Raw genomic sequence first — 23924 nt, 5'->3', positions numbered from 1 at the left:
AAATGAAAACGCTTTAAAACCAAAGGCCGTCTGAAAATACCTTTCAGACGGCCTTTTTATATTTTAAAGCAAACCTCATTCATTCCTCACAAATACGGCTGCAAGGTTTGGCGGAGGATTTCCATATCGGTAATTTCGGTGATATTGGCTTTACCCAAGTATTCCAAACCGACAAAACGCATGATGCCGCTGCTGACTTTTTTGTCGTGGCTCATATGTTCAATCCATTTTTCAAATGAGAAAACAGGCGGTGCGGACGGGAGGGAGGCGGCTTCCATTAAAGCAGCAATGCGGTCGGTATCGGCTTGTTGGGTTTTGCCCAAAATTTGCGACAAACGGGAAGCGAGAACGCAACCGGCGGCAACTGCTTCACCATGCAGCCATACGCCGTAGCCCATTTCGGCTTCGATGGCATGGCCGAAAGTGTGGCCGAAATTAAGCCATGCGCGGACTCCCTGCTCGGTTTCGTCTTGGGCAACAATATCGGCCTTCATTTTGCAGCAATGATAAACGGCTTCTGCAATTTTTTCTTGGTGTTGCGCCATCAGGTCGGCCATATTTTCTTCCAACCAAGCAAAAAATTCAGCATCGCCCAATGCGCCGTATTTGATGACTTCAGCCATACCTGCGGAAAGTTCGCGTTGCGGCAGAGTTTGCAGGGCGGTCAAATCGGCCAGCACGGCTTGCGGTTGGTAGAACGCGCCAATCATGTTTTTACCGAGCGGATGGTTGATAGCGGTTTTACCGCCGACCGAGGAATCGACCTGGCTGAGCAATGTAGTCGGCACTTGGATAAAAGGTGCGCCACGCTGATAAGTCGCCGCGGCGAAGCCGACCATATCGCCTATCACACCGCCGCCCAAAGCGATTAAAGTGGTTTTGCGCTCGGCACGGTTTTGCATCAAGCCATCGTAAATCAGGTTAAGCGTCTGCCAGTTTTTATATTCTTCGCCGTCGGGAAGGATAATGCTGAAATGCGGCACACCCAGTCTGTCTAAGGCCGTCTGAAGCTGTTTGAGATAAAGCGGCGCAACGGTTTCGTTGGTAATGATGGCTGCTTTTTTGCCTAAATAGGGCTGAAGCAGCGTATCGGCCTGCTCAATCAGTTTATGCCCGATAAAGATGGGATATTGATGGGACGGGGTTTGGACAGTCAGTGTGCGCATGGTGTTCCTTTGCAAAGCGTGTTTATTCGCCTAAAGCCTGTATCAGGCGTTTGAGCGTTTTGTGACAGCTGTCGGATTCGATGACGAGATGGGCGGTTTGACGGTACAGCGTATCGCGTTGGTCATACAGCTCTTGCAGTTTGGCCAAAGGGTTGGCAACTTGCAACAGCGGCCGGTTGCTGTCGTAACGGGTACGCTCCAGCAAGGTTTCGGGACTGGCATGCAGATAAACAACCGTGCCGTTTTGGCGCAAAATCTGTCTGTTTTCACTGCGTAAGACAGAGCCGCCACCGGTCGATAAAACGATGTTGCGCCGGGAAGCGAGCTTCTTCAGCATATTGGTTTCACGGTTGCGGAAGCCTTCCTCCCCTTCCATCTCAAAAATGGTCGGAATGGTTACACCCGAAGAAGTGCAGATTTCGTAGTCGCTGTCGTAAAACGGGCATTCAAACATTTGGGCAAGCTGCTTGCCCAAAGTGGTTTTGCCCGCGCCCATCAGCCCGATTAAGATTAAATTGCCGTTGATTTTTTCCATGTGGGTCATTTTATACGATATGGTGGTTTCGTGGAAAAGTTCGTCGTTTTTCAGATGACCTTTTCATCTCAGGCCGTCTGAAAACCAAAACAGGCATACCTTTGCAGATATGCCTGTTTGTCATTTTAAAAATCAGTAACGCAGATTATTACCCACATTATCCATAATGCGCGGCGTGATGAAGATCAACAGCTCACGGCGGTTTTCACGTTTGCCGCGTGATTTGAACAGATTGCCGACAACGGGAATATCGCCCAAAACAGGTACTTTGTTCACCGCATTGGTGCTTTCTTCCTCGTAAATACCGCCGACAATCAGCGTGCCGCCATCTTCAACCATGGCTTGGGTATTCAAGTGTTTGGTGTTGATACACTTGGTCATCAGAGAATCTACGGTACAGTCGATCGGGGTATCGCGATTAATCTTCACAGTCATGATAATTTGACCGTCAGGCGTAATGTTCGGCGTTACGGTCAAACCCAAAACGGCTTTCTTGAAGGTAATCGAAGTCGCACCGCTGGAAGAAGCCTCTTGGTAAGGAATTTCCGTACCGGATTCAATTTTGGCTTCTTTACGGTCTTGTGTCAGCACGCGCGGATTGGAAATGGTTTTGCTCTTACCTTGTTCTTCAGACGCACTGATTTCCAAGCCCAATGCGCCGGACGAGAACGCACGCACCAGCGCAATGCTGTTGACTGCGGCTGCGGTCGGCAGACTGACATTCGGATCCAAAGTCCATTTGCGGTAGCCTACGTCGCCACGGTTAAACGAGGCATTGGTATTGTAGTTGGTTTGCGCATTGCTCCAGTTGCTGCCCCATGCCGTACGGCCGATCGCACCACCGGAACCGAATTTAACGCCCAAGTTGCGGAAGAAGGTATCTTCAGCTTCCACAATACGCGCTTCCACCATCACTTGACGGGTTGGAACGTCCAATTCATCAATCAGTTTGCGGAATTTCTCAATCACGCCGCGGTTGTCGGTCACAATCAGCGTATTGGTGGCCGGATCGATTAAGGCGCTGCCTCGGTTGCTCAACAGAGTGTTGCGGGTGTTGGAATTATTGCTGTCGTATTCTTCCAAACGCAGAATTTTGCGGAATTCATCCACGTTTTTGTATTTCAACTGGAAGGTTTGAGAATACAGCGGACCCAATTCGGCAATCTCTTTTTCAGCCTGCAAGAAGGCTTTGTCTTTTGCCAACAATTCATCGCGAGGTGCGATATTGATAATGTTGCCTTGACGGCGCATATCCAAATTGCGCGCCTGCATAACCAAGTCTAAAGCCTGATCCCAAGGTACATCTTTCAGGGACAAAGTCATAGTGCCTTTGACGGTATCGCTGGCAACAATATTCATGCCGGATTCTTTTGCCAAAATCTGCAAGATGGTACGAACTTCTACATCTTGGAAATCCAAAGAAATTTTACGGCCTTTGAACGATTTGTTCGCATTGTGGTTTAAGCCGCCGGATTCGGTATTGGCGGCTTTAGGCGATACTTCAAATACAAAGCGTCCGGAAGAAGCTTTGGTATTGATGTCCCAATTCGTATTATTGTTGCGGATAATAAGCTGGGTAGAATTGCCGATACGTTTGAGCGTAACATTTTGTACAGGTGTATTAAAGTCAGCCACATCCAAACTGCGTTGCGCTTGTGTCGGCAAAGTATGGTTTTTCAATGTCACAACCACGCGGTCGCGCTGCTGTTTAATATCCGGCTGTCCGCTGAAACCAGGGGCGGACAATTCAATAATGCCGGAATTGCGTGCGCCTTTGCGGAAATCGATATTGGCTGCTGAAACGGCTTGATAAGTCTGAGCAGCGCGCGCGGTAGACGGAGTAGCCGCACGTTCATTTGCAACGGCCGCATTGGTTTGATCAGTAGATTCGTTTACAAATACCCAAACTTCGTTGCCGCGAATCTCAGTATTGTATTGGCTGATTTTGTTCAAACCCAAAACCACGCGTGCACGGTCATTGTTTTGCGCCGCAGTAATTTGATTCAGCAATGGGTCGGCATATTCCAAAACAGGCTGAGGCAAACGGATATTGGTGTTGGCAAAATCCAATGCGATACGCGCCGGCGTAGATGTTACAAAACCATGAGGTGTGGTGACATCTTTGTCGAAACGGATTTTGATGATTTTTTGGTTGTCAGGCAAAGTAGAAACGTTAATATCGGTAATATTGCCTGCAAAGGCCGTCTGAACAGCGAGGGCAACGCTGAAGCCGGCAAATAATTTTGTCATGTGCTTGGTTTTCATAATCGAGTGAGACCCCTAAATTAATTTGAATTCGAACTATCTGAGCTATTGGAAGAATCCGCCTCTTTACTGCTCAATGGCAATTCGGCCTTCCGGTACACCCAGTTGCCGTAGCTGTCTTCAACTTGCTCGGTCAAGATAATTTTATCTTCGGTAATACTTTGGATTCTGCCGTAATTCTGACCGATGTAGTTTCCGGGATAAACGGTATAAACATGGTCGTTAACCTTGATAAATCCGGAAACTTTGCCGCCGCTTTGAAGCGTTCCGACAAAGGCCATATTCTCCAAACTGAAGGCTTCCAATGTTTCTTTCGGACGGTTCACATCCGGCGCATTGCCGCCTTTAGGGGCAGTGTCCAAACGGCGTGAATCAAACGCATTCATGCCTTTAAAGTTCGGCGGGCTATACGGCTTAGGCAATGTAACCGTCGGCTCTTCAAACGGAATAATCTTGGATTTTGCTTCCTGACGGGTTTGCGTCATCCATTGAGTCAAATCTTCATAGCTTTGCGTACAGGCTGCCAAGGGAAGAAGACTTAAGAGTAAGATGATTTTTTTCATGATTTCCCTATTCTTTTATTTTTGCTCATTCTCGGCAGGTTTGCCTTCTTCTTGTGCCTGTTGCGCAGCCAATTCGGCAGCAATCTCTTCGGCCGGACGGGCTTTGTAAGTCGTCGCAATCGCACTCAATGTCAACTCGCCTTTATTGCCTTTGCCTTCTTTGTCCTCGCCTGCGTTCACGAGTTTCAAAGAATCTAACGTAATAATGCGCGACAAATCGCCTACATCACGGGTAAATTGGCTGATTTGAGAGTATTTGCCCGTGATGGAAATCTGATACGGCAGTTTTTGAATCGGACCATCGTTTTCAGGTTGGAGCGGTGCAACGCTGTCCAAACGCAGTCCGTTGGTTGAACCTGCCTGATGCAGCTCTTGAATCAGGTTCGGAATTTCCGCATCGGTCGGCAGTTGTTTCAACAAAACGTCAAATGCAGAACGGATAGAAGCCAATTCAGCCTTCAAATTATTCAAGCTTGCCGCCTGAATGCTTTTACGCGTAAAGGTTTCCTTCAGTTCTGCTTCTTTGGCTTCCTGCGTATTCAAGGTTTCAATCTGATCTTTAAATACGCCGACATAGCCCAACGCCAACATACCGACAATCAACAAACCTCCCAGCAAAAGTTTTGAAGGCATATTGAGCAGGTACAGGTTTTGTACGTCCAATTGTTTCAGGTTTTTAGATGCCATTATTGAGCCTCCGGAGCAGGTTCTGCCACAGGTTCGGCTATTTCACTGCTGCTTTGTGCAGTCGGTGCAGGAGCCGGCGTATTCACTTGGTTGATTGAAGATTTCAAAGTAAATTCTTGGTAGTTATCTACTTTTTTGATGCTCAACAATTCAGGCTGCAAGAAAATACCTGTACTTGGCAGGGAGCGCATCATAACGGCGATTTTATTGTCGCTGACGGCATGGCCGCTAATTTTATAGCTGGTCGGGCTTTCTGCTTCCAACGCAGTCAAATAAGTATTATCGGGCGTAAGCGCATTCAAAGAATCAAGGATATAAGCTGCTTGATAGCGTTTTTCCTGCAACTCTTCCACTTTCAGCTTCTTGGCCAAGAAGGCTTCTTTTTCTTGCTGAAGTTTATCGATTTCGCCCAATTCTCTATCAAGTCTGTCGATTTCGGTTTGCAGGAAGTTGTTGCGGCCTTCTTGATTGCTGATGGCGCTATCAATACCGAGATAGGTAGCGGCTGCCAAGCCCAAACCCACTGCAAAAGCGCCAAGCATCAATACTTTGAATTGCTGCTGCTTGCGCTGTTTAATCTCTTCCCGATACGGAAGAAGGTTGATTCTGGTTAATTCGATCATGTTCTCAAAGTCCCCTTAATGCCAATCCAAACGCCAACGTCAGTGACGGCGCATCAATTTGAAACTGCGGCAATTCTACTTTTGCACTGCGTTCCACATATGAAATCGGATGCAGGTATTCTGTTGCCGTATTGGTTTGCGAGAAAATGCTTTCCGCCAAACCTGCCTGCTGAGCGGTAAAGCCGGTCAGTAGGATGTGTTTGATATTGGCGAAAGAATCAGTGGCCTGCGTGGTATAGTAAAATTGCAAAACCCGCTGAACTTCTTGCGCAACCTGCACATTAAAACGGTCGGCAATCTGAGACTGGTAGTCGGAAGGTTTGTTTTGGGAAGCCATCATTTGAGCGGCTTTTTCTTCCGTTACCCGATAAGTACGCTGAATCAGCTGATTGAGCTGCTCTGTGCTGACCGGAGTTTCTTGTTTATAGAGAATGCGGCCGTTTTGCAGAATCAGGGCATACATTTGCGTCGCATGAATGCCGAACACAGCAACTTTTTCCTCTGCCATTTCGGGAGCATGCGTATTCATCCAATAAACGAAGGCATTGCGTTGCGCCAGTAAGTCCAAATCCAAAGCGGACAAAGGCAAGCCCGCATTTTCAAACATTTCAATGCGCGGTTCGACATCGTCTTTTTTAGCGGCAACAGCTAAAACATGCTGGCCCGAACCGACTTCTTCGGCTTGAAAGTCGTAGTTCATTTCTTCAATAGGCGCAAATTGGCCGACTTCCGCCTCGACAAACTCTTCCAAGTCCAAATCGGTATCACGCGGGTTGTAAATAATTTGCTCGACTGTCGCCAAATTTTGTGGCACAGCCGCAACAATATTTTTGCAAGAACTGCGTAATTGTGTGTAAGTATGTTGGATGTAAGTGGCAAGCTGATCGTAGTCTTGAATTTTGTTGCCTTTGACAATATTTTTAGGCAATTTGGTAATAACGTATTTTTCCAGCTGAATTTGGTTTAAACTACGGCCTGTCAGTTGTACCATCTTAATGGCATGTTGGCTGATGTCGACGCCGATGGCAGAGCGGTTGTTCAATCCGCTAGAAGCCTTGCCTGTTTTGGTATCTTTCGTGCTTTTAAATAAGCGCATGATTTGACTTCCCTGTATCATTTAGGAGTGAGTAACTGTTTCGTTATCCGTAAAGGACTTCTTATTCTTTACACAGTATTGACTGTGGCTGATAGAAATCGTTTCCCATTTTACTTTATTTATCGCCATTAATGGCAAAATTATTACTTAGTCATGATTAAAAAAATTATAACGACCTGTATGGGTCTCTTATTAGGACTGGCTCTTTTCGGTGTAGGTCTGATTGCAATTGCAATTCTGGTAACCTATCCAAAACTGCCGTCTTTGGACTCTTTACAACACTACAAACCAAAAATGCCGCTGACGATTTATTCTTCAGACGGCCAAGTCATTGGCGTTTACGGCGAACAACGGCGTGAATTTACCAAAATCGGCGACTTCCCCAAAATTTTGAAAGACGCAGTGATTGCCGCCGAAGACAAACGCTTCTACGACCACTGGGGTGTGGATGTTTGGGGCGTGGCGCGCGCCGCAATCGGCAACGTCATAGCCGGCGGTGTTCAATCCGGTGCCAGTACGATTACGCAACAAGTTGCCAAAAACTTCTACCTGAGCAGCGAGCGTTCGTTCACCCGTAAGTTCAACGAAGCCCTGTTGGCCTACAAAATCGAGCAGTCTTTAAGTAAAGACAAGATTTTGGAGCTGTACTTCAACCAAATCTATTTGGGTCAACGCGCTTATGGTTTTGCCTCTGCCGCCCAAATTTATTTCAATAAAAATGTTAATGAATTAACATTGGCTGAAGCCGCCATGTTGGCCGGCTTGCCTAAAGCACCTTCCGCCTACAATCCGATTGTAAACCCTGAGCGTGCCAAACTGCGCCAGGCTTATATTCTGAACAATATGCTGGAAGAAGGCATGATCACCCTGCAGCAACGCGATCAGGCTTTGAAAGAAGAGTTGCATTACGAGCGTTTTGTACAAAACATCGACCAAAATGCCCTGTATGTTGCCGAGATGGTGCGTCAAGAGCTGTTTGAAAAATACGGCGAAGATGCCTACACACAAGGCTTCAAGGTATATACCACCGTCGATACCGCACACCAGCGCGTCGCCACCGAAGCCCTGCGTAAAGTTCTGCGCAATTTCGACCGCGGCAGCAGCTACCGCGGTGCAGAAAACTACATCGACCTGAGCAAAAGCGATAACGTAGAAGAAACTGTCAGCCAATATCTTTCTACACTTTACACCGTCGATAAAATGATTCCTGCGGTTGTATTGGAAGCCTCACGCAAAGGTGTACAGATTCAGTTGCCAAGCGGCCGTAAAGTCACGCTGAACAGCCACGCTTTAGGCTTTGCCGCCCGTGCCGTCAACAGCGAAAAAATGGGGGATGACCGTATCCGTCGCGGCTCCGTCATTCGCGTTAAAGGTAGCGGCGATACTTTTACCGTCGTTCAAGAGCCTTTGTTGCAAGGCGCATTGGTGTCTTTAGATGCGAAAACCGGTGCAGTCCGTGCATTGGTCGGCGGCTACGACTACCACAGCAAAACCTTCAACCGCGCAACTCAAGCCATGCGCCAACCCGGCTCGACGTTCAAACCGTTCGTTTATTCCGCTGCTTTGGCAAAAGGCATGACTGCCTCCACCATGATTAACGATGCGCCGATCTCCCTGCCGGGCAAAGGTGCAAACGGTAAAGCGTGGAACCCGAAAAACTCTGACGGCCGCTATGCCGGTTACATCACGCTGCGTCAGGCTTTGACCGCGTCGAAAAACATGGTATCCATCCGCATCCTGATGTCGATCGGCATCGGCTACGCGCAACAATATATCCAACGCTTCGGCTTCAAGCCATCTGAAATCCCTGCCAGCCTGTCTATGGCTTTGGGTACAGGCGAAACCACTCCGTTGCGTATTGCAGAAGGTTACAGCGTCTTTGCCAACGGCGGTTACAAAGTATCTGCCCACGTCATCGACAAAATCTACGACAGCCAAGGCCGTCTGAGAGCGCAAATGCAGCCGTTAGTGGCCGGTGAAAACGCACCTCAAGCCATTGACCCGCGCAACGCCTACATCATGTACAAAATCATGCAGGACGTTGTCCGTGTCGGTACCGCGCGCGGTGCAGCCGCACTGGGCCGCTCCGACATCGCCGGTAAAACCGGTACCACCAACGACAACAAAGACGCATGGTTTGTCGGCTTCACCCCTAGCGTTGTGACTGCCGTCTATATCGGCTTTGACAAACCGCGCAGCATGGGCAGTGCAGGCTACGGTGGCACAATCGCCGTACCGGTTTGGGTAGAATACATGCGCTTCGCCCTGAAAGGCACCAGCGTCAAACCGATGAAAGCACCTGAAGGCGTGGTTACAAACGGCGGCGAAGTGTATATGCGCGAACGCATGACCACCAGCTCCGACCTGGCCTTGGACAACAGCGGCGTTGCTCCGCGTCCTGCTCAACCTGCCCGTCGTGCCGTTCCGAATGAAAACCGCCGCAGTGCCGAGAGCAACACTGCGCCAGCCCGTGAAGAATCAGACGAAACCCCAGTTCTGCCAAGCAATACCGGCAACAATAACAGACAACAACTAGACTCTCTGTTCTAATGTTCTCAAACAAGGCCGTCTGAAACGTTCAGACGGCCTTGTTTGAGAAAATTCAAAGCAAAACCATGATTGATTTACACTGCCATTCGACCGTTTCAGACGGCATGTTGTCCCCAACCGAAGTTGTCCGACTCGCCCGTCAAAACGGTTGCACCCTGCTCGCCCTGACCGACCACGACCATACCGGCGGACTTGCCGAGGCACGCACCGAAGCCGATACCCTCGGCCTCCCCTTCGTCAACGGCGTGGAGATATCCGTCACTTGGCGCGGCCGCACCATCCACGTTGTCGGCTTGGACTTTGACGAACACAACGAAGCACTGCAGAACCTGCTTGCCGAAGTCCGCAAAGGCCGTCTGAAACGACTGGAATCCATTGTGGCCAAACTGGAGAAAAAAGGCATAACAGGCGCGTATGAAGGCGCACTGGCATTGGCCGCCAACAAAGAAATGGCCAGCCGCACCCACATTGCCGAATTCCTCATCCGCGAAGGCCATGTCAAAAACAAACAGCAGGCATTTACCAAATATCTGGGAGACGGCAAATCCTGTTCCGTCAGACATGAATGGGCCACACTGGAAGACTGCGTAGCCGCGATTACAGGCGCGGGCGGCATGGCCATTATCGCCCACCCGATGCGCTATGAATTATCCGCCACCGCCAAACGAAACCTGTTTCAAGAATTTAAAAATCTCGGCGGCGCAGGGATTGAAGTGCACAGTGGCAACTGCTGTAAAAACGACCGCCTCAACTATGCCCTGCTTGCCGACCGTTTCGACTTTCTCGCCAGCTCAGGCAGCGACTTTCACCGCCCCAACGACTTCAGCGGCGGCATACTCGGCGCCTGTCCCGACTTACCCGAACAATGCCGCCCTGTATGGAAACACTTTAAGGCCGTCTGAATGCCTCACGCAAAAGGATTATCCTGCCAAAAAAGCAGCCTGCACCCCATCTCCCACCGAAAGACCCGAACCATGTGCGATTACTGCGCCGACCTTCGTCCCACCGTCCGCATCAAAACCCCGCAAAAACTGTCGCAAATGCTACTGCGCGCCGCCGACCGCCTGGCAGACGGCACGCTGGCCGACATCACCCTCGCCTATGCCAAAGTCCGGCGTATCAGTCCCGACTATGTTCAAACCTTCGCCCGCAGCGGTTACATCATCGACACCGACCCACAGGGCAACCGCCGCCTGCACGGCTGGTACGATTTCCTGACCCACTATTTCCAATGCACACACTGCAAAGCCGTGTTCGAGATTGATGCCGAAACCTACCACGGCAGCGGCGGAGAATGGAAAATGCTGGAAGAGGCGGCCAAGCGTTTTCAGGCTACCTGAAAATAAAAAATCAGCATATCTTTGGAAGCCATATCTGATAACGTGTTTATACAGCCGGGATATATGCAGTATTTTCTCCGGGCAGTATAACCGATGTTGAAATTTCCGTCGGATACACGACATCAGCGGCTGTCTCTGCTGAAATTTCACCTGCCAACTCATTGTAAATTCCTTTGTCGTTTTGGAAATCAATATCGGCAACCTTGCGCCTTTCCCCATTTTCCAAAACCACTTCTGATTCAAATAATATTTTATTATCGGCTTCATCTTTCAGATTGATTTCTGCAAAATCCAAAGAGATCGACTGGATATCCCAGTCGGACAATAGAGAAAGCTCTCCTTCCTCCGTTTTCCCGTTACTGTTTTCGTCATGCCAGATTCTTAGCTCGCCCCACAATTCATCATATTGATTAATGATATTATTATTGTCGCTGTCCAAATCTTTCAAAGCTTCTACGCCGTTTTCTGCGCGCTTGCCGTCAGACATAACTGTTGCCTCACCAAACATCTCCGTTCCGTCGTTTACCATGCCGTCTCCATTTTTATCCCAAACCAAAAAACCGCTGCCTTTTTTGAGCCAAGCCGTCTGTTCGGCCATCCCGTCGCCATCCATATCAAAACTCACTCCATCCTCCACCGAAGTCGTGAGCAACTCTTCTCCATACAGCTCGATAGCAAGAGGAGTATGGTAATTTTTGGCAATTTGGTCAAAATTCTGCTGAAGATTATCCACTCCGCCCTGTAAATCAAGTGAAATATTGGCTTTGTTCAGTAAATCCTGCAAAGCTTTCAAAGCTTCGTTTTCATTATGAATTTCTTTGCCTTTTCCTGATGCCTGTTCGGATTTTTGCTGTTCGACCAAAGCAGCCAAGCGGTTAACTGCATTGGAATGAAGCCTGCTGGCTGAAGTAATCAGTGCCGCATACGCACTTTTTGAGTAATTTACTAAATTATCGTTGAAGCTGACACTCTTGCCCGCGCTACCGATACCGAATTCAATCGCCCCCTGCTTTCCGCCTGAAGAATAATATAACGCTGTTCTTGCAGCCGTCGTTACCGTACCGTCTGCCAAACGGCTGTTTGCAGGTACAAATACCACCATCAACATAGGATTTCCACGTGTCATCATCGGCATCAGACTAAGCGGCATATTTGGATCGGTTTTCTGAAAGCGAACCCGCTCGTCACCTACGCCAAACAGTCTGTTGGGATGGTCAGGCGCTGCTTCATCCATTCCTGATTGCAGAATTTTTTGCTTTTCGGCTGGAGTTTTACCGTTTAGCAGGTTTGGATTGGTTTCCTTAAGGAATACAGATTTCGCCCATGTCCAATAAGTATGGCTGGGCTATCCGCTGGGGTTTTGGGTTTTCATTTTGTGGGCAAAATAATCAACAGCCTGTTGTTGGTTCATCGCCTTGATTGCTGCCGTATCCGATCCGTATTTGGTTTCTTTTGGGTTGTTCCGCAAATCAAACTGAAAACGGTTGTATTCGGCTTTTCCTTCTTCATAAACAAATCTTCGTGCATATTCATTCGCTGTTATATTGCGATTTCCATCAATATCAAGATCAAGCTTGGAAATTGTTTTCGACAAACCATGTCCTAACTCATGAGCCCAATCAGAAGCAGTCAGATATCTTTTGTCTGCCGTACCGAATACAATACTTCTATTTTCTTTACTGCCAATTAGTTTGCTTTGGAAAAATATGCCGGAATATTTAGTGTTTGCTTGAATACTCCCTAACCCCCATTGATTGATAAAGTTATGGGTTTGCCCCAGTAAAATTGAATCCCGAATAATCTGATTAACTTCCGAAACAGGCATCCCTAATTTTAAAAAATGCTGCCGGATTTGTGCTGTTGTAGCCATACCATATACCTTTAAAATTAAATACTATCGACTATCTGATAAGAAAGATGCTGGAAATATCATTAATGCATTTGTCTGTTGGATGCTGAAATAATATTCCTGCACCTTTCTCCTCCCTTATAACCAAATGTCTATCACTCCCGATCAAATGGTTGTTTTCATCTACTGCTACTTGTTTTACTACCGTATACCTAGGAAAAACTTGTTCTGTTCCATTGTTAAAGCATACGCTGACCGGGCTTAGGATATGAGATGAAACATAGGGTTTCGGCAAATCATCAGGATAACGGTCGTCAGGAAACAATGAACGGTATCGTTTTATATAATCAGGCGTTGCTTCGATTTCTAAAAAAGTGCTGCCGTCGTAGTCGGTCTGATGCACTACCGTAAAGCCGTCGGTCGGCCGTTTTAGCTTACGCCGCCTGTGTTTGAGCCATTTCTGCCGCTCTGCCTTGTCTTTCCATCTGAGTACCGCCTGTTTTTCTCCGTCAGGCCGCAAACGGCCGGAAAGCCGCAGATAGCGCCGGTACACGGGAATCTGCCACTTTTTCGCTAAATCTTCAGGCGGCATATCAAGCAAACAGGCACTATGCAGCGTGCCGGCCATCTGTCTGAACAAATTCTCGAAGCTCTCTACAGGATAAAGCTGCCCGCAGCCCGTTGCGTCATCCGCATATGCTTGAGAAACAGAGACCGTCTGAATGCCGCTATCGGCATGAGACAAAATGGGCAGCAACATGGCCGGCCACAGCAAAGCAGCTAAAAATTTCACACTCATCTCCTTCTTGATAAAAATTATTACTTGCATTGATATTATTTCCAATATTTTTTCACTGCAAGCACATTTGCACGCTAATTGAGACCTTTGCAAAATTCCCCAAAATCCCCTAAATTCCCACCAAGACATTTAGGGGATTTTTCATGAGTACCTTCTTTCAGCAAACCGCCCAAGCCATGATTGCCAAACACATCGACCGTTTCCCACTAATGATAGAAAAAGGTCGTCTGAAAACCGTTTTTCCGTTTTCAGACGACCTTTGTTCTTTGCTTGGTTTAAGCGGGTTACGCCGTTTTCTTTTCGCGTATCGGCAGGTTCAGCAAAGCCGCCGCCCCCGCCAGCACCGCATCGGCATACCACATCCAGCCGTAATCGTTGAATTGATAAATCACGATGCCGCCGATATACGAGCCTAAAAAGCCGCCGATTTGGTGGCTCAACATGGTCAGCCCGAACAGCGTCGCCAGATAGCGCGTGCCGAACAGTTTGCCCGTAATTGCAGCGGTCGGAGCGACGGTGGCGAGCCAAGTGAAGCCGAGCGCAGCGGCGAAAATGTAGAAATTGACGTCGGTTCTCGGGGCGGCAAGGTAGATCAGCACCATCGCCACGCGCGAGGCGTAGAGTCCGGATAAAACGTATTTGCCCAAAAACCGCCCCGTACACCAGCCCGAAAAAATGCAGCCCGCGATGTTCGCCAAGCCGATAATCGCGATCGAAGTCGAAGCGACCGAAGCGGGCAGACCGCAGAGCGCGATTTCGTTGGGCAGGTGGGTTACCAAAAACGCGATGTGGAAACCGCAGGTAAAAAAGCCCAAGTGCAGCAGGATGTAGCTTCGGTCTTTAAACGCGGTTTTGACCGCCTGCCCCAGCGTTTGCCCGTTTTCAGACGACGTGTGGTGCGTGGCGACAGCGTTTTTGCCGCCCGCCAGCCACCACGAAATCGGCAGGATCAGAAGTGCGATGCCGCTCCAAACGTAAAACGTTCCCGTCCAGCCGACGGCGGGCAACACCAGCAAACCCTGCACCAGCGGCGCAAACAAAAACTGCCCCGCCGAACCGCCCGCGTTGACCAGACCTGAAGCCAAACCGCGTTTGTGCGGTGGTACTTTCGCCGCGACCTGCCCCATGATGATGGAGAAACCGCCCGCGCCCGTTCCGAATGCAAAAAGCAGCCCAATTGCCAGCATCAGCCCCCAATAAGTCGGCATCTGCGGCACCATCAGACAGGCAGATGCCAACAGCAGCGCACCGCCGCCCAACACCTTAAACGCGCCAAAGCGGTCGGCAAGCGCGCCGGAAAGCGGCTGGGACAAGCCCCACATCAACTGGAAAACGGCGATAATCAGGCTGAACTCTTGGATACTCAGCTCGGTAGAGTCGACGACCGGACGGACAAACAGCCCCATAGTCATGCGCATACCGATGGTAATCAGCAGGATGGAGGCGGCAGCAGTGATAACCAGCCAAAGGTTAGGGGATTTTTGCTGTGTGTGTGTCATGGTTATGGTTTGTTTCTATGAAAAAATGCCGCCAAAACAAGCGGCAGGATAAAGGATTTTAGCAAACGGGCTGACGCAGGCTAAATAACACCTAATGCTTTGATTATAGCCAAAACCTCTATCCGCGCCACGTTGTCCGTTTCCTTTCTATCTGAAAGGCAGGGAATGGGATACGGGCAGAAATACGGCACATAAAAAACGGCAAAGGTCGTCTGAAAACCCGAAATCCGATTTTCAGATGACCTTTGTGTTTCTGCGTCCTGCGTTAGAACGATTTGACCAGCGACAGACCGACTTCGTTTTGTTTGTAGCTGTACAGCCAGTCGGTGTTGCCGTGGACGCAGCGGTGTTTGTAGCTGAGGACGGGTTTGAGACCGACGAATTTCCAGCGGTCCACGCCTATGCTGAGGCGGTAGGTTTGCTCTTTGTCGCGGCGGCGTTGTTCGAGTACGGCGTTTTCTTCGCGGTGGCTGCGGATGCCGAAGGTGGCGGAGGCGGAGGCGTCGAAGCCGGCTTCAAACATTTTTGCCGCGCCCAGCCGTGCGGAGATGAGGCGGTAGCTGTCCACCGGTTCTTTGGCTTTGCGCTGCTGCCAGTCTATGCCGCCATAGAGCATGATGTCGTTGCGCGGGAAGTAGGACAGGGTGTTGTAAACGGAGAAGAGGCTGCCGTCGAGCAGGCGGGTTTTGTCGGAATAGGAAAGGTGTTTCCACTCGGCTTCGGTGTTCCACGTCCAGTTGCCTTTGTCGAGGTTCCACTCGCTGCGCACGCCGTAGGCGCGGTTGAGGGTTTTGCCGCCGCTGCCGTTCCATTCGACAAGCGGGGCGAGGGCGAAGGTGTGGCGGTGGTTTTCAAACTGATAACCGGCGCTGAGGTTGAGCGTGTGTTCGTTGAAGTCTTTATGGTCGCGGTAGAAGCGGCCGTAGCCGAGCGCGCGGGCGGCGATGCCGTGATGTCCTTTAATCTGCCAGCGGCGGACGGCGGCGGCTTCGTATTTGATGCCGTTGGCGGAAACGGGCTGGTCGCCTGAAAATTCTTCCCAGCATTCGCCGGCGATTTGGGTTTTACACCACACTTTGCCGCTGGCTTCGTTGATGTTGCTGTTGTGGACGGCGCCGACGGAAAGGCTGCCCTGCCAGCTTTGGCGTTGGTTTAGAGAGTCGCGGAAATGGCCGATGTTTTCTTTGACGGCTTCGGGCAGGTCTTCGTTTTGAAGGCGCATAAATTCGGAAGTGGCTTCGCGGTTCAGACGACCTTCAAAGAGCAGGCGGGCGTAATCGAGCCGTCCGCGCGTGAAGTCGGGATGGCGTTGCAGCAGGGTTTCGTAGTCTTGTTTGGCATCTTTCCACCTGCCTTCGCCGCGGGCGAGCGAGGCGCGGGCAAAGAGGGCGATGTCGGGGTCGTATTCGGTTTGCTGGGTATAACGCTCGAGCAGCGGGCGCACGGTTTGCCAGTCGCTGCGGTTGACGGCGTTAAACAGGGCTTCGCCTTGGTCGGCTTCGGGGTCGGTTTCGGCTGTCTGCCCGATGTGTTCGGCGGGAATGTCGAGACGGTATCCGCGCACTTTTTGTTCCTGTTCCTGCATGGTTTGGCGGGTGTCCTGCCACAGGCGTTGCGCGGTACGGTCGTCTGAAAAGTCGGAGCGTGGCGCGGCAAGGACGGGGGCGGCGAGAAAGAGGATAAGGCAGGCAGACGGTTTGTACATGGTGTCGGCTTTCCGGTCGGCGGTTTCAGACGACCTTGAGAAGGTTGGCGGGCTGGTGTTTAAAAAAGCCTGCGTGAAGCAGGCTTTATTTTACTTAACTCATTTTACTTAACTAGGGATTTTAGCGTTTTACACCGCCGTATGCCGTATCCAAGTTGCGGTCGGTTTTAAATTTGGCAACACCGGCCAGCGCGCTTGCGTTGTGACCGAAGAAGTGACCTTCGGTTTTACCGAAGTGGCCGTTGGCGCGGGCGTAGCCTTCAAACGATGCGCTGGACGGTTTGATGCGGGCATGGACATCCATGTTTACCGCGTTGTTTCTCATAGAACCCGCCAAGACGCGTTGACCGAAGTCTGCGCGCAAAGTACCCACCATCGAGTTGTTGCCGGTGTAGTTGTTGATACCTTTAACTGCGTAGTTGGCTACGCCTGATACCGGCATAGAGGTAGCGCGTTTGTCGCCAGAATAGAAAACGCCGCGATTTGGTGCCTTTAGCGTATTCTTTGCCGACCCACTCGCCGTAGTACACTTCAGAGCCGCCGCTCTTGATGGTGTTGAACGCATAGCGGCCGAGGTTTTGACGGGTGTATGCGTCGTTAACCTGTACGGTTTTCACGCCGTTGCGGTCTGCTTTTGCCGGAATGCGGTTTACGTTGGTGTAATACACTCCTGAACGGTAGGCTGCATTTTTCATCACTTTTTCGCCTTCGGCTTCAGATGCAGGCTTACCCCATTTTTTGCCGTATTTGTGATTTTTGTAGCCATACTCGAATGGGTTATAGGCATTATTAGCGGCAAATGCGCCTGCGCTGAACACAACAGCCAAAACAGCAGCGGTGGTTTTTTGCAGATTCAGTTTCATTGAACACTCCTTGAGGTAAAACGATGGTGGGGAAAATTATGTTTTCGTTGTGAGTAGAACATATCGTTATGTGAGGAGGTCTTTTTGTTCTACAAAACATTTTATAGGGGAAGTGTTAGCACAGAATTAGCAAATATCCTAAAAATCTCCAATAAGGCGAAAATATTTATTTTTAATTCGATACGACCTATATCACCTGCCCCCAAACGGCAAAGAATATATTGAAACTGCCTGCCCGATACACCATAATAACCCTATAAATACCCAGAACAAAGGTTAACGCCATGTGCCAACTGCTCGGCATGAATTGCAACACTCCCACAGACATCATGTTCTCTTTTGAAGGCTTCCGCCGCCGTGGCGGCATTACTGACCACCACGCCGACGGCTTCGGTATTGGCTTTTTTGAAGGCAAAGGCGTACGCTTGTTTCACGACGACAAGCCCAGCGCCAACTCGCCCGTTGCCGACTTGGTACGCGCCTACCAAATCAAATCTGAAAACGTTATCGCCCATATCCGCAAGGCCTCACAAGGCCAGACCTCGTTGGCGAACACTCATCCCTTCATGCGCGAGATGTGGGGCGAATATTGGCTGTTTGCACACAACGGCCATTTGATTGATTTTTTCCCCGAGCAGGGCGAGTACTACCATGCCGTCGGTTCAACCGATTCCGAACGCGCGTTCTGCTTTATCCTCAACCGCCTGCGCAGCCGCTTTGCCACCAAGCCCAAACCTGAAGTTTTGTTTGACGCCATTGCCGGCCTAACCCATGAAATCCGCCGCTTCGGTTTGTTCAACTTCGTCATGTCCAACGGCGACTGCCTGTTTGCCCACGCCAGTACCTTACTGCACTACATCGTGCGCAAAGCCCCGTTTGGCAAAGCGCGTTTGCTGGACGATGACGTGATGGTTGATTTTTCCACAGTGACCACGCCAAACGACAAGGTCTCCGTCATCGCCACCCTGCCCCTGACGCGCGATGAAACTTGGTCGCAGTTGGCAGTCAATGAATTGGTGATGTTTCAAGACGGCGATATCGTCCGCAGCGACCGCCCCGAAAATCCGGTTTATATGAGTGCGGAAGAAGGTTTGGAAATTGCCCGCGCCGTCGGCGTATCGGTTTAACGGTTGATTGACTGAAAAACTCAAGGCCGTCTGAAAAGCTCAACTTCACTCAAGTTGCCCTTTCAGACGGCCTTTTTATACTTAATCCAGCGAAAAAGCCTTTACTATACGAAAATAGCGCAATCCGCTACAATAATAGGTCACAAACAATAAATTCAATTGCTTAGCGACCTTGCCGAGCGTATGACAAGGAAACCCGATGAAGTGCCCGTTTTGCCAACACCCCAACACACAAGTAACCGACTCGCGATGGCTGGAAGACACCAACAGCATCCGTCGCCGTCGCAAATGCTTGGAATGCGGTCAACGCTTCAGCACCTTTGAAACCGTTGAAATGCGGATGCCGCAAATCATCAAATCCGACAGCACACGGGTTCCCTTCAATCCGCACAAACTGCAGACCAGCCTTGAGCGCGCGCTGCACAAACGCCCTGTTACGCAAGAACAAATCGATGAAACCGTTGCCCTTATCGAGCAACGCCTCTACCGTTTGGGCAAAAAAGAAGTCGCTTCGCACATCGTCGGCGAAATGGCGATGGAAGAGCTGGCAAAAATCGACCAAGTCGCTTATGTCCGCTTCGCGTCTGTCTATAAAAGCTTTAAAGACGTTTCCGAATTCACCCAAGTCATCGCCGAATGCAAAGCCAAATAAGGCCGTCTGAAACCATGTTTTCCGCACTTGATACCCAAATGATGCAAACCGCCCTCGAGCTGGCTAAGCTTGGGCGGTTTTCTACTTCCCCCAATCCCCGCGTCGGCTGCGTAATTGCACACGGTGCCCAAATCGTCGGACAAGGTTTCCACGTCAAAGCAGGCGAACCGCACGCTGAAGTTCATGCGTTGAGGCAGGCCGGAGTGGCGGCAAAAGGCGCAACCGCCTATGTCACGCTGGAACCTTGTAGCCATTATGGTCGCACACCGCCATGTGCCGAAGCGCTGGTTCATTCCGGCGTAACGCGCGTGGTCGCCGCCATGACTGACCCTAACCCGTTGGTCGCAGGCAAAGGCTTATCTATGCTGGAAGCCGCCGGAATACGTACCAAAAGCGGTTTGTTGGAAGCTCAGGCGCGCGAACTCAACCGCGGTTTCCTGTCGCGTATCGAACGCGGCAGACCGTTTGTCCGCCTCAAATGCGCCGCCAGTTTAGACGGCAAAACCGCCCTTTCAGACGGCCGCAGCTTTTGGATTACCGGCGAAGCAGCACGCGAAGACGTACAAATTCTCCGTGCCGAAAGTTGCGCCGTTTTGACCGGTATCGGTACCGTACTTGCCGACAACCCGAAACTCAACGTTCGCAGCTTCCCCACTCTACGCCAACCTGCGCGTATCGTCTTGGACAGCCGACTGCAAACTCCTTTAGACTGCCACCTCGTTACCGATACCGAAAGCCCGACCGTTATCGTTACCCTTTCCTCAGACGAACAACGTTTGCAGGCTCTACGCACATTTGAACATATCCGCATCATCAGGCCGTCTGAACACATCAACGGCCGTATCAATCTTCTTTCACTCATGCCGCAACTGGCAGAGTTTGGCTTTGGCGAAGTTCTGGTAGAAGCCGGCTCCACACTTGCTTCAGCCTTCCTGAAGGATGACTTGGTAGATGAAATCGTCCTCTACCAAGCGCCGAAACTGTTAGGCGCAGGCAAACCTCTTTTCTCCCTTTCTGAAAATCCGGCCGTCCTACTTTCAGACAGCCCTTGGCAAAGTCAATCAGTAGAAATCATCGGACAGGACATTAAATGGGTTCTCCGGAAAAAATCCATCTAATTGCCTAAACTTAATAATAAAATTACTTTCAATAGAATATATATATTATTTACATAGCAATAAATGTAATTTTTTCGTCAATATATTATAATGACTTTAGTGTATTCCAATTTAAAACTTTGACTTAAGTTAACTATCCTCAAGCTGATTGTCGACAAGTTTTCCTTTTTTTCATCACGAAATAATGGATTATTAAGATAAGTTAAGCCACGAAAATTTATTAAAAGTTTTTATTCTAGAAGGGTTTTAAACGGCATAAACGGTAGTTTCATTTCATGAACCATGCATTTGACAAAACAATATCTAAAATCAAAACATGTGGTTGAATGTAATTTCTAAAAATTAAGTATTCAAAAATACCGTTTCCATACCATAGAGGCCGTCTGAACGACCATTAAACTTTTTTGATTGAGACGAATCAGATAAGTGCTTATGATTTTGTCTAATGTAATTATAAGTATGGTTTTAAGGCTTCACACAATACGGCAGCCGGCTATGGCTATGCGGTTGCAGCAAACAACTCAGGCATCGGGCAAACATCTCGATTTACTCATTCATTAAACGAAAGACATCATGAAAAACATTACGATACAAAAATTTGCCGATAAGACCGCAAAAATCGGCATCGTTGGCTTAGGCTACGTCGGTTTACCACTGATGTTGCGCTATGTGGATATCGGTTACCAAGTTTTGGGTTTCGACATTGACACCAACAAAGTCGACAAGCTCAACAAAGGCGAAAGCTACATTGAGCATATCCCTTCCGACAAAATTGCCGCTGCTTCCAACAGCCTGTTTGAAGCAACGACCGACTTCTCCCGCATCGGCGAAGTAGAAGCCGTTATTTTGTGCGTACCGACTCCGCTGAACAAATACCGCGAGCCGGACATGAGCTTTGTGATCGACACTACAGATGCGGTAAAACCCTACCTACGCGCCGGTCAAGTGCTGTCTTTGGAATCCACCACCTACCCCGGCACTACCGAAGAAGAATTGCTGCCGCGCATGGAAGAAGGCGGCTTGAAAGTTGGTCAAGACGTATTCTTGGTTTACTCTCCTGAGCGTGAAGACCCTGGTAACCCTAACTTTGAAACCCGTACCATTCCAAAAGTCATCGGCGGCCACACCCCTGATTGTTTGGAAGTCGGCCTTGCGCTGTACCAACCTGCCATCGATAAAGTTGTTCCAGTAAGCTCCACCAAAGCTGCCGAGCTGACCAAACTTTTGGAAAACATCCACCGCGCCGTAAACATCGGCTTGGTGAACGAGATGAAAATTGTTGCCGACAAAATGGGCATCGACATTCACGAAGTCATCAATGCCGCTGCAACCAAACCGTTCGGCTTCGTTGCTTATTACCCGGGCCCTGGCTTGGGCGGCCACTGTATCCCTATCGACCCGTTCTACCTGACTTGGAAAGCACGCGAATACGGCGTAAACACCCGTTTCATCGAGCTGGCTGGTGAAGTGAACTCCCATATGCCCGACTACGTTATCGAAAAAGTCGGCCTGGCTTTGAATGACCACAACCGTTCTATCAAAGACAGCAAAATCTTGGTATTGGGTATCGCCTACAAGAAAAACGTGGACGATATGCGTGAAAGCCCGTCTGTGGAAGTGATGGACCGCCTGCACAAACTGGGCGCAGTGGTTTCCTACTCTGACCCGCACGTTCCAGAGTTCCCGCACATCCCCGGCCACCACTACTTCGACCTGAAGAGCGAAGCGCTGACCCCTGAAACTGTCGCCCAATACGATTGCGTGGTTCTGACCACCGATCACGACAAATTCGACTATGACATGATTACTGAACATGCCAAGCTGATTGTCGATACACGCGGCAAATTCCCAGTAAAAAATCCTAAAGTCATCAAAGCATAATCTTGCTTCAGACGCATCCGGCTGCCCCGGTTTCCTCAACCGGCACGGCGGCCGGTTTCCCAAGGCCATTTGTTTTTCAGACGGCCTTGGCAAACCGGCAACGGTAACAACACATACCTTACGAAAAACGCTCAGCTCGAACTTCTGGCCGTCTGAAAACAAATAATATGAACGCGAAAAAAATCCTCGGCTTCGCATTGGGCCCGGTAGGAAGCGCCGCTTTCGGCCTGCTTTCCCTGCCACTCATCTCATGGTACTTCCCTGCGGAAGACATCGGCCGTATCGTACTCTTGCAGACCATTGCCGGACTGAGCATTCTGCTCTTGGGCTTGGGACTGGACCAATCCTATATTCGCGACTATTACGCCGTTAAAGACAAGGCCGCGCTGTTCAAATCCGTTTTTTTATCGCCATTGATTCTGACGGTGGCGGTTGTGGTTTTAGTGTTACTGATAAACGCATCATGGCCGTCTGAAATCATTTTTGACATCACCAGTGCAAATTTGGGGATTCTCTTTCTGATTTTCTTGGTCACCACGCTGATTACCCGTTTTTTAGCCCTGATTTTGCGGATGAAAGAGCAGGCATTGGCTTTTTCCGTCAGCCAGCTTGCGCCGAAATTCTTGATTCTGGTGTTGGTTTTTGCCGTGATTGCTTCCGGCCTGCCCGCCAATACCACTTCGCTGGTTTTTGCCTACACCGCAGCCCAAGTGCTGACCGTTGTGCTGTTAATCTATCAACTGCGCCGAGACCTGCAAGCTGTTTCCCATGCGAAATGGTCGTCCGAGCTGCATCGGGACGGCCTGCGCTACGGCCTGCCGCTGGCATTCGGCAACCTGGCCTATTGGGGCCTGACTTCGATTGACCGCTTCGTCCTCAAAAACATCTCGGGCTTGGACGAGTTGGGTATTTATTCGATGGCGGTCAGCTTTGGCGCCGTCGCCCTGATTTTCCAAAGCGTGTTTTCCACCATTTGGGCGCCTTTGGTGTTCAAATGGGTAGAAGAAAAAACCAATCTGGACAAAATCGGCGACATCACGCTTTCCATGACCGTCCTCATCAGCGCAATGATTTGCCTTATCGGGATTTTCTCGCCGATGGCGACTTGGATACTGCCGGAAAAATACACGCAGGTTCAATTTATCCTGCTCTCGTGTATGCTCTTCCCCCTGTTTTACACGCTGACCGAAGTCAGCGGCATCGGTTTGAACGTCGTCCGCTCGACTTGGCTGATTACCGCCATCAACATCGTTGCCTTTATCGCCAATACCGCCCTGCTCTATCTGCTGGTGCCGAAATTTGGTGCAAAAGGTGCGGCTATGGCCAGCGCAACGGCTTTTTGGCTGTTTTTCATCTTTAAAACCGAATTCTCTTCACGCCTGTGGCAGCCTTTGCCGCGCCTGAAGATTTATACCAACTCAACGCTCTGCCTGATAATCTGCCTTGCCTACACTTGGCTGGGTACGCGCGACAACTACATTTGGTTTGCGCTGGTATGGGCAGTCGGACTGGGTTTCCTGTTCCTAAAATACAAACACGCACTATTTGCCGCAACCGAAAAAATCAAAGCCAAATTAAACCGTTCGGCAAAATAGCCAACCTGAGA

General features: G+C 49.7%; 21 protein-coding genes and 1 pseudogene. 8 read left to right on the top strand and 14 right to left on the bottom strand.

What is annotated here, in order from left to right; translation table 11 throughout:
- Positions 1-86: 86 nt before the first annotated feature.
- From aroB to pilM, 7 genes are all read right to left on the bottom strand, one after another.
- Positions 87-1166, bottom strand: a complete 1080-nt coding sequence (gene aroB, locus O3660_RS03410; RefSeq protein ID WP_371464561.1) for a 3-dehydroquinate synthase — start codon at positions 1164-1166, stop codon at positions 87-89.
- A 22-nt stretch (positions 1167-1188) separates the two neighbouring features.
- A complete protein-coding gene (locus O3660_RS03405) occupies positions 1189-1701 on the bottom strand; it encodes a shikimate kinase (RefSeq protein ID WP_003684491.1) in 513 nt (170 codons plus the stop codon).
- A 132-nt stretch (positions 1702-1833) separates the two neighbouring features.
- Positions 1834-3966 carry a type IV pilus secretin PilQ gene (gene pilQ, locus O3660_RS03400; RefSeq protein ID WP_049328902.1) on the bottom strand — a complete coding sequence of 711 codons (2133 nt, stop codon included), beginning with the start codon at positions 3964-3966 and terminating at the stop codon, positions 1834-1836.
- 20 nt (positions 3967-3986) lie between these two features.
- Positions 3987-4529, bottom strand: a complete 543-nt coding sequence (locus O3660_RS03395; protein ID WP_003684527.1) for a pilus assembly protein PilP — start codon at positions 4527-4529, stop codon at positions 3987-3989.
- A 15-nt stretch (positions 4530-4544) separates the two neighbouring features.
- A complete protein-coding gene (locus O3660_RS03390; RefSeq protein ID WP_003684514.1) occupies positions 4545-5216 on the bottom strand; it encodes a type 4a pilus biogenesis protein PilO in 672 nt (223 codons plus the stop codon).
- A complete protein-coding gene (locus O3660_RS03385; protein WP_049328903.1) occupies positions 5216-5839 on the bottom strand; it encodes a PilN domain-containing protein in 624 nt (207 codons plus the stop codon). The genes O3660_RS03390 and O3660_RS03385 overlap by 1 nt, the downstream gene beginning before the upstream one ends.
- A 4-nt stretch (positions 5840-5843) precedes the next feature.
- Positions 5844-6935: a type IV pilus assembly protein PilM gene (gene pilM, locus O3660_RS03380; protein WP_070749533.1), complete on the bottom strand. Its 1092-nt coding sequence runs from the start codon at positions 6933-6935 to the stop codon at positions 5844-5846.
- A gap of 153 nt (positions 6936-7088) precedes the next feature.
- Here pilM and O3660_RS03375 point away from each other — a divergent pair, with 153 nt between their 5' ends.
- From O3660_RS03375 to O3660_RS03365, 3 genes are all read left to right on the top strand, one after another.
- Positions 7089-9485, top strand: a complete 2397-nt coding sequence (locus O3660_RS03375) for a penicillin-binding protein 1A (RefSeq protein WP_371464559.1) — start codon at positions 7089-7091, stop codon at positions 9483-9485.
- 65 nt (positions 9486-9550) lie between these two features.
- Positions 9551-10387, top strand: a complete 837-nt coding sequence (locus tag O3660_RS03370) for a PHP domain-containing protein (protein ID WP_049352508.1) — start codon at positions 9551-9553, stop codon at positions 10385-10387.
- Entirely contained in the window at positions 10388-10825 is a 438-nt protein-coding gene (locus O3660_RS03365; protein WP_241479500.1) for a hypothetical protein, read from the top strand. It begins immediately after the preceding gene.
- A gap of 46 nt (positions 10826-10871) precedes the next feature.
- On the opposite strand, the gene O3660_RS03360 is transcribed toward O3660_RS03365, so the two are convergent.
- From O3660_RS03360 to O3660_RS03330, 7 genes and pseudogenes are all read right to left on the bottom strand, one after another.
- Positions 10872-12059: a hypothetical protein gene (locus tag O3660_RS03360; protein WP_318250443.1), complete on the bottom strand. Its 1188-nt coding sequence runs from the start codon at positions 12057-12059 to the stop codon at positions 10872-10874.
- Positions 12060-12170: 111 nt separating this feature from the next.
- The gene (locus tag O3660_RS03355) at positions 12171-12695 is read right to left on the bottom strand and encodes a hypothetical protein (RefSeq protein WP_318250442.1); all 525 of its coding nucleotides are present in this window, start codon (positions 12693-12695) and stop codon (positions 12171-12173) included.
- Positions 12696-12726: 31 nt separating this feature from the next.
- Positions 12727-13473, bottom strand: coding sequence for a hypothetical protein (locus O3660_RS03350; RefSeq protein ID WP_107810729.1), 747 nt, complete (start codon positions 13471-13473; stop codon positions 12727-12729).
- 284 nt (positions 13474-13757) lie between these two features.
- Complete coding sequence (locus O3660_RS03345) at positions 13758-14972, bottom strand: MFS transporter (RefSeq protein ID WP_049350753.1); 1215 nt, start codon at positions 14970-14972, stop codon at positions 13758-13760.
- Positions 14973-15237: 265 nt separating this feature from the next.
- Complete coding sequence (locus tag O3660_RS03340) at positions 15238-16677, bottom strand: surface lipoprotein assembly modifier (RefSeq protein WP_371464556.1); 1440 nt, start codon at positions 16675-16677, stop codon at positions 15238-15240.
- Between the two features lie 121 nt (positions 16678-16798).
- Positions 16799-17242, bottom strand: a complete 444-nt coding sequence (locus tag O3660_RS03335) for a Slam-dependent surface lipoprotein (RefSeq protein WP_318250428.1) — start codon at positions 17240-17242, stop codon at positions 16799-16801.
- Positions 17241-17372: pseudogene (locus O3660_RS03330) on the bottom strand (hypothetical protein); the annotation flags it as partial. The gene O3660_RS03335 and the pseudogene O3660_RS03330, both read right to left, overlap by 2 nt.
- A gap of 452 nt (positions 17373-17824) precedes the next feature.
- Between O3660_RS03330 and O3660_RS03325 the strand changes: the two are divergent.
- The 5 genes from O3660_RS03325 to O3660_RS03305 all read left to right on the top strand — a co-directional run bounded on the left by O3660_RS03325 (position 17825) and on the right by O3660_RS03305 (position 23913).
- On the top strand, positions 17825-18667 hold the full coding sequence (locus O3660_RS03325; RefSeq protein ID WP_049350755.1) for a class II glutamine amidotransferase: 843 nt from the start codon (positions 17825-17827) through the stop codon (positions 18665-18667).
- A gap of 199 nt (positions 18668-18866) precedes the next feature.
- Positions 18867-19319, top strand: a complete 453-nt coding sequence (gene nrdR / locus O3660_RS03320; protein WP_049350756.1) for a transcriptional regulator NrdR — start codon at positions 18867-18869, stop codon at positions 19317-19319.
- A 14-nt stretch (positions 19320-19333) separates the two neighbouring features.
- Positions 19334-20437, top strand: a complete 1104-nt coding sequence (gene ribD / locus O3660_RS03315; protein WP_049350757.1) for a bifunctional diaminohydroxyphosphoribosylaminopyrimidine deaminase/5-amino-6-(5-phosphoribosylamino)uracil reductase RibD — start codon at positions 19334-19336, stop codon at positions 20435-20437.
- Positions 20438-21010: 573 nt separating this feature from the next.
- Positions 21011-22318, top strand: coding sequence for a nucleotide sugar dehydrogenase (locus O3660_RS03310; RefSeq protein WP_049350758.1), 1308 nt, complete (start codon positions 21011-21013; stop codon positions 22316-22318).
- Positions 22319-22485: 167 nt separating this feature from the next.
- Positions 22486-23913, top strand: coding sequence for an oligosaccharide flippase family protein (locus tag O3660_RS03305; protein ID WP_049350759.1), 1428 nt, complete (start codon positions 22486-22488; stop codon positions 23911-23913).
- Positions 23914-23924: the final 11 nt, after the last annotated feature.

The sequence above is a fragment of the Neisseria sp. 27098_8_139 genome (assembly GCF_041433195.1).
In the GTDB taxonomy this organism is placed as follows: domain Bacteria; phylum Pseudomonadota; class Gammaproteobacteria; order Burkholderiales; family Neisseriaceae; genus Neisseria; species Neisseria subflava.
The sequence above is the reverse complement of the archived record's forward strand: the minus strand, read 5'-3'. Positions and strand labels throughout refer to the sequence as shown.

What these genes read in the sequence shown, in the direction of transcription:
- O3660_RS03305 (WP_049350759.1), top strand. Translation starts at nt 22,486, where the DNA reads ATGAACGCGAAAAAAATCCTCGGCTTCGCATTGGGCCCGGTAGGAAGC.
- O3660_RS03405 (WP_003684491.1), bottom strand. Translation starts at nt 1,701, where the DNA reads ATGGAAAAAATCAACGGCAATTTAATCTTAATCGGGCTGATGGGCGCG.
- O3660_RS03325 (WP_049350755.1), top strand. Translation starts at nt 17,825, where the DNA reads ATGTGCCAACTGCTCGGCATGAATTGCAACACTCCCACAGACATCATG.
- ribD (WP_049350757.1), top strand. Translation starts at nt 19,334, where the DNA reads ATGTTTTCCGCACTTGATACCCAAATGATGCAAACCGCCCTCGAGCTG.
- O3660_RS03375 (WP_371464559.1), top strand. Translation starts at nt 7,089, where the DNA reads ATGATTAAAAAAATTATAACGACCTGTATGGGTCTCTTATTAGGACTG.
- O3660_RS03360 (WP_318250443.1), bottom strand. Translation starts at nt 12,059, where the DNA reads ATGGATGAAGCAGCGCCTGACCATCCCAACAGACTGTTTGGCGTAGGT.
- aroB (WP_371464561.1), bottom strand. Translation starts at nt 1,166, where the DNA reads ATGCGCACACTGACTGTCCAAACCCCGTCCCATCAATATCCCATCTTT.
- nrdR (WP_049350756.1), top strand. Translation starts at nt 18,867, where the DNA reads ATGAAGTGCCCGTTTTGCCAACACCCCAACACACAAGTAACCGACTCG.
- O3660_RS03390 (WP_003684514.1), bottom strand. Translation starts at nt 5,216, where the DNA reads ATGGCATCTAAAAACCTGAAACAATTGGACGTACAAAACCTGTACCTG.
- O3660_RS03370 (WP_049352508.1), top strand. Translation starts at nt 9,551, where the DNA reads ATGATTGATTTACACTGCCATTCGACCGTTTCAGACGGCATGTTGTCC.
- O3660_RS03385 (WP_049328903.1), bottom strand. Translation starts at nt 5,839, where the DNA reads ATGATCGAATTAACCAGAATCAACCTTCTTCCGTATCGGGAAGAGATT.
- O3660_RS03365 (WP_241479500.1), top strand. Translation starts at nt 10,388, where the DNA reads ATGCCTCACGCAAAAGGATTATCCTGCCAAAAAAGCAGCCTGCACCCC.
- O3660_RS03310 (WP_049350758.1), top strand. Translation starts at nt 21,011, where the DNA reads ATGAAAAACATTACGATACAAAAATTTGCCGATAAGACCGCAAAAATC.
- pilM (WP_070749533.1), bottom strand. Translation starts at nt 6,935, where the DNA reads ATGCGCTTATTTAAAAGCACGAAAGATACCAAAACAGGCAAGGCTTCT.
- O3660_RS03340 (WP_371464556.1), bottom strand. Translation starts at nt 16,677, where the DNA reads ATGTACAAACCGTCTGCCTGCCTTATCCTCTTTCTCGCCGCCCCCGTC.
- O3660_RS03345 (WP_049350753.1), bottom strand. Translation starts at nt 14,972, where the DNA reads ATGACACACACACAGCAAAAATCCCCTAACCTTTGGCTGGTTATCACT.
- pilQ (WP_049328902.1), bottom strand. Translation starts at nt 3,966, where the DNA reads ATGAAAACCAAGCACATGACAAAATTATTTGCCGGCTTCAGCGTTGCC.
- O3660_RS03350 (WP_107810729.1), bottom strand. Translation starts at nt 13,473, where the DNA reads ATGAGTGTGAAATTTTTAGCTGCTTTGCTGTGGCCGGCCATGTTGCTG.
- O3660_RS03355 (WP_318250442.1), bottom strand. Translation starts at nt 12,695, where the DNA reads ATGGCTACAACAGCACAAATCCGGCAGCATTTTTTAAAATTAGGGATG.
- O3660_RS03395 (WP_003684527.1), bottom strand. Translation starts at nt 4,529, where the DNA reads ATGAAAAAAATCATCTTACTCTTAAGTCTTCTTCCCTTGGCAGCCTGT.
- O3660_RS03335 (WP_318250428.1), bottom strand. Translation starts at nt 17,242, where the DNA reads ATGCGTTCAACACCATCAAGAGCGGCGGCTCTGAAGTGTACTACGGCG.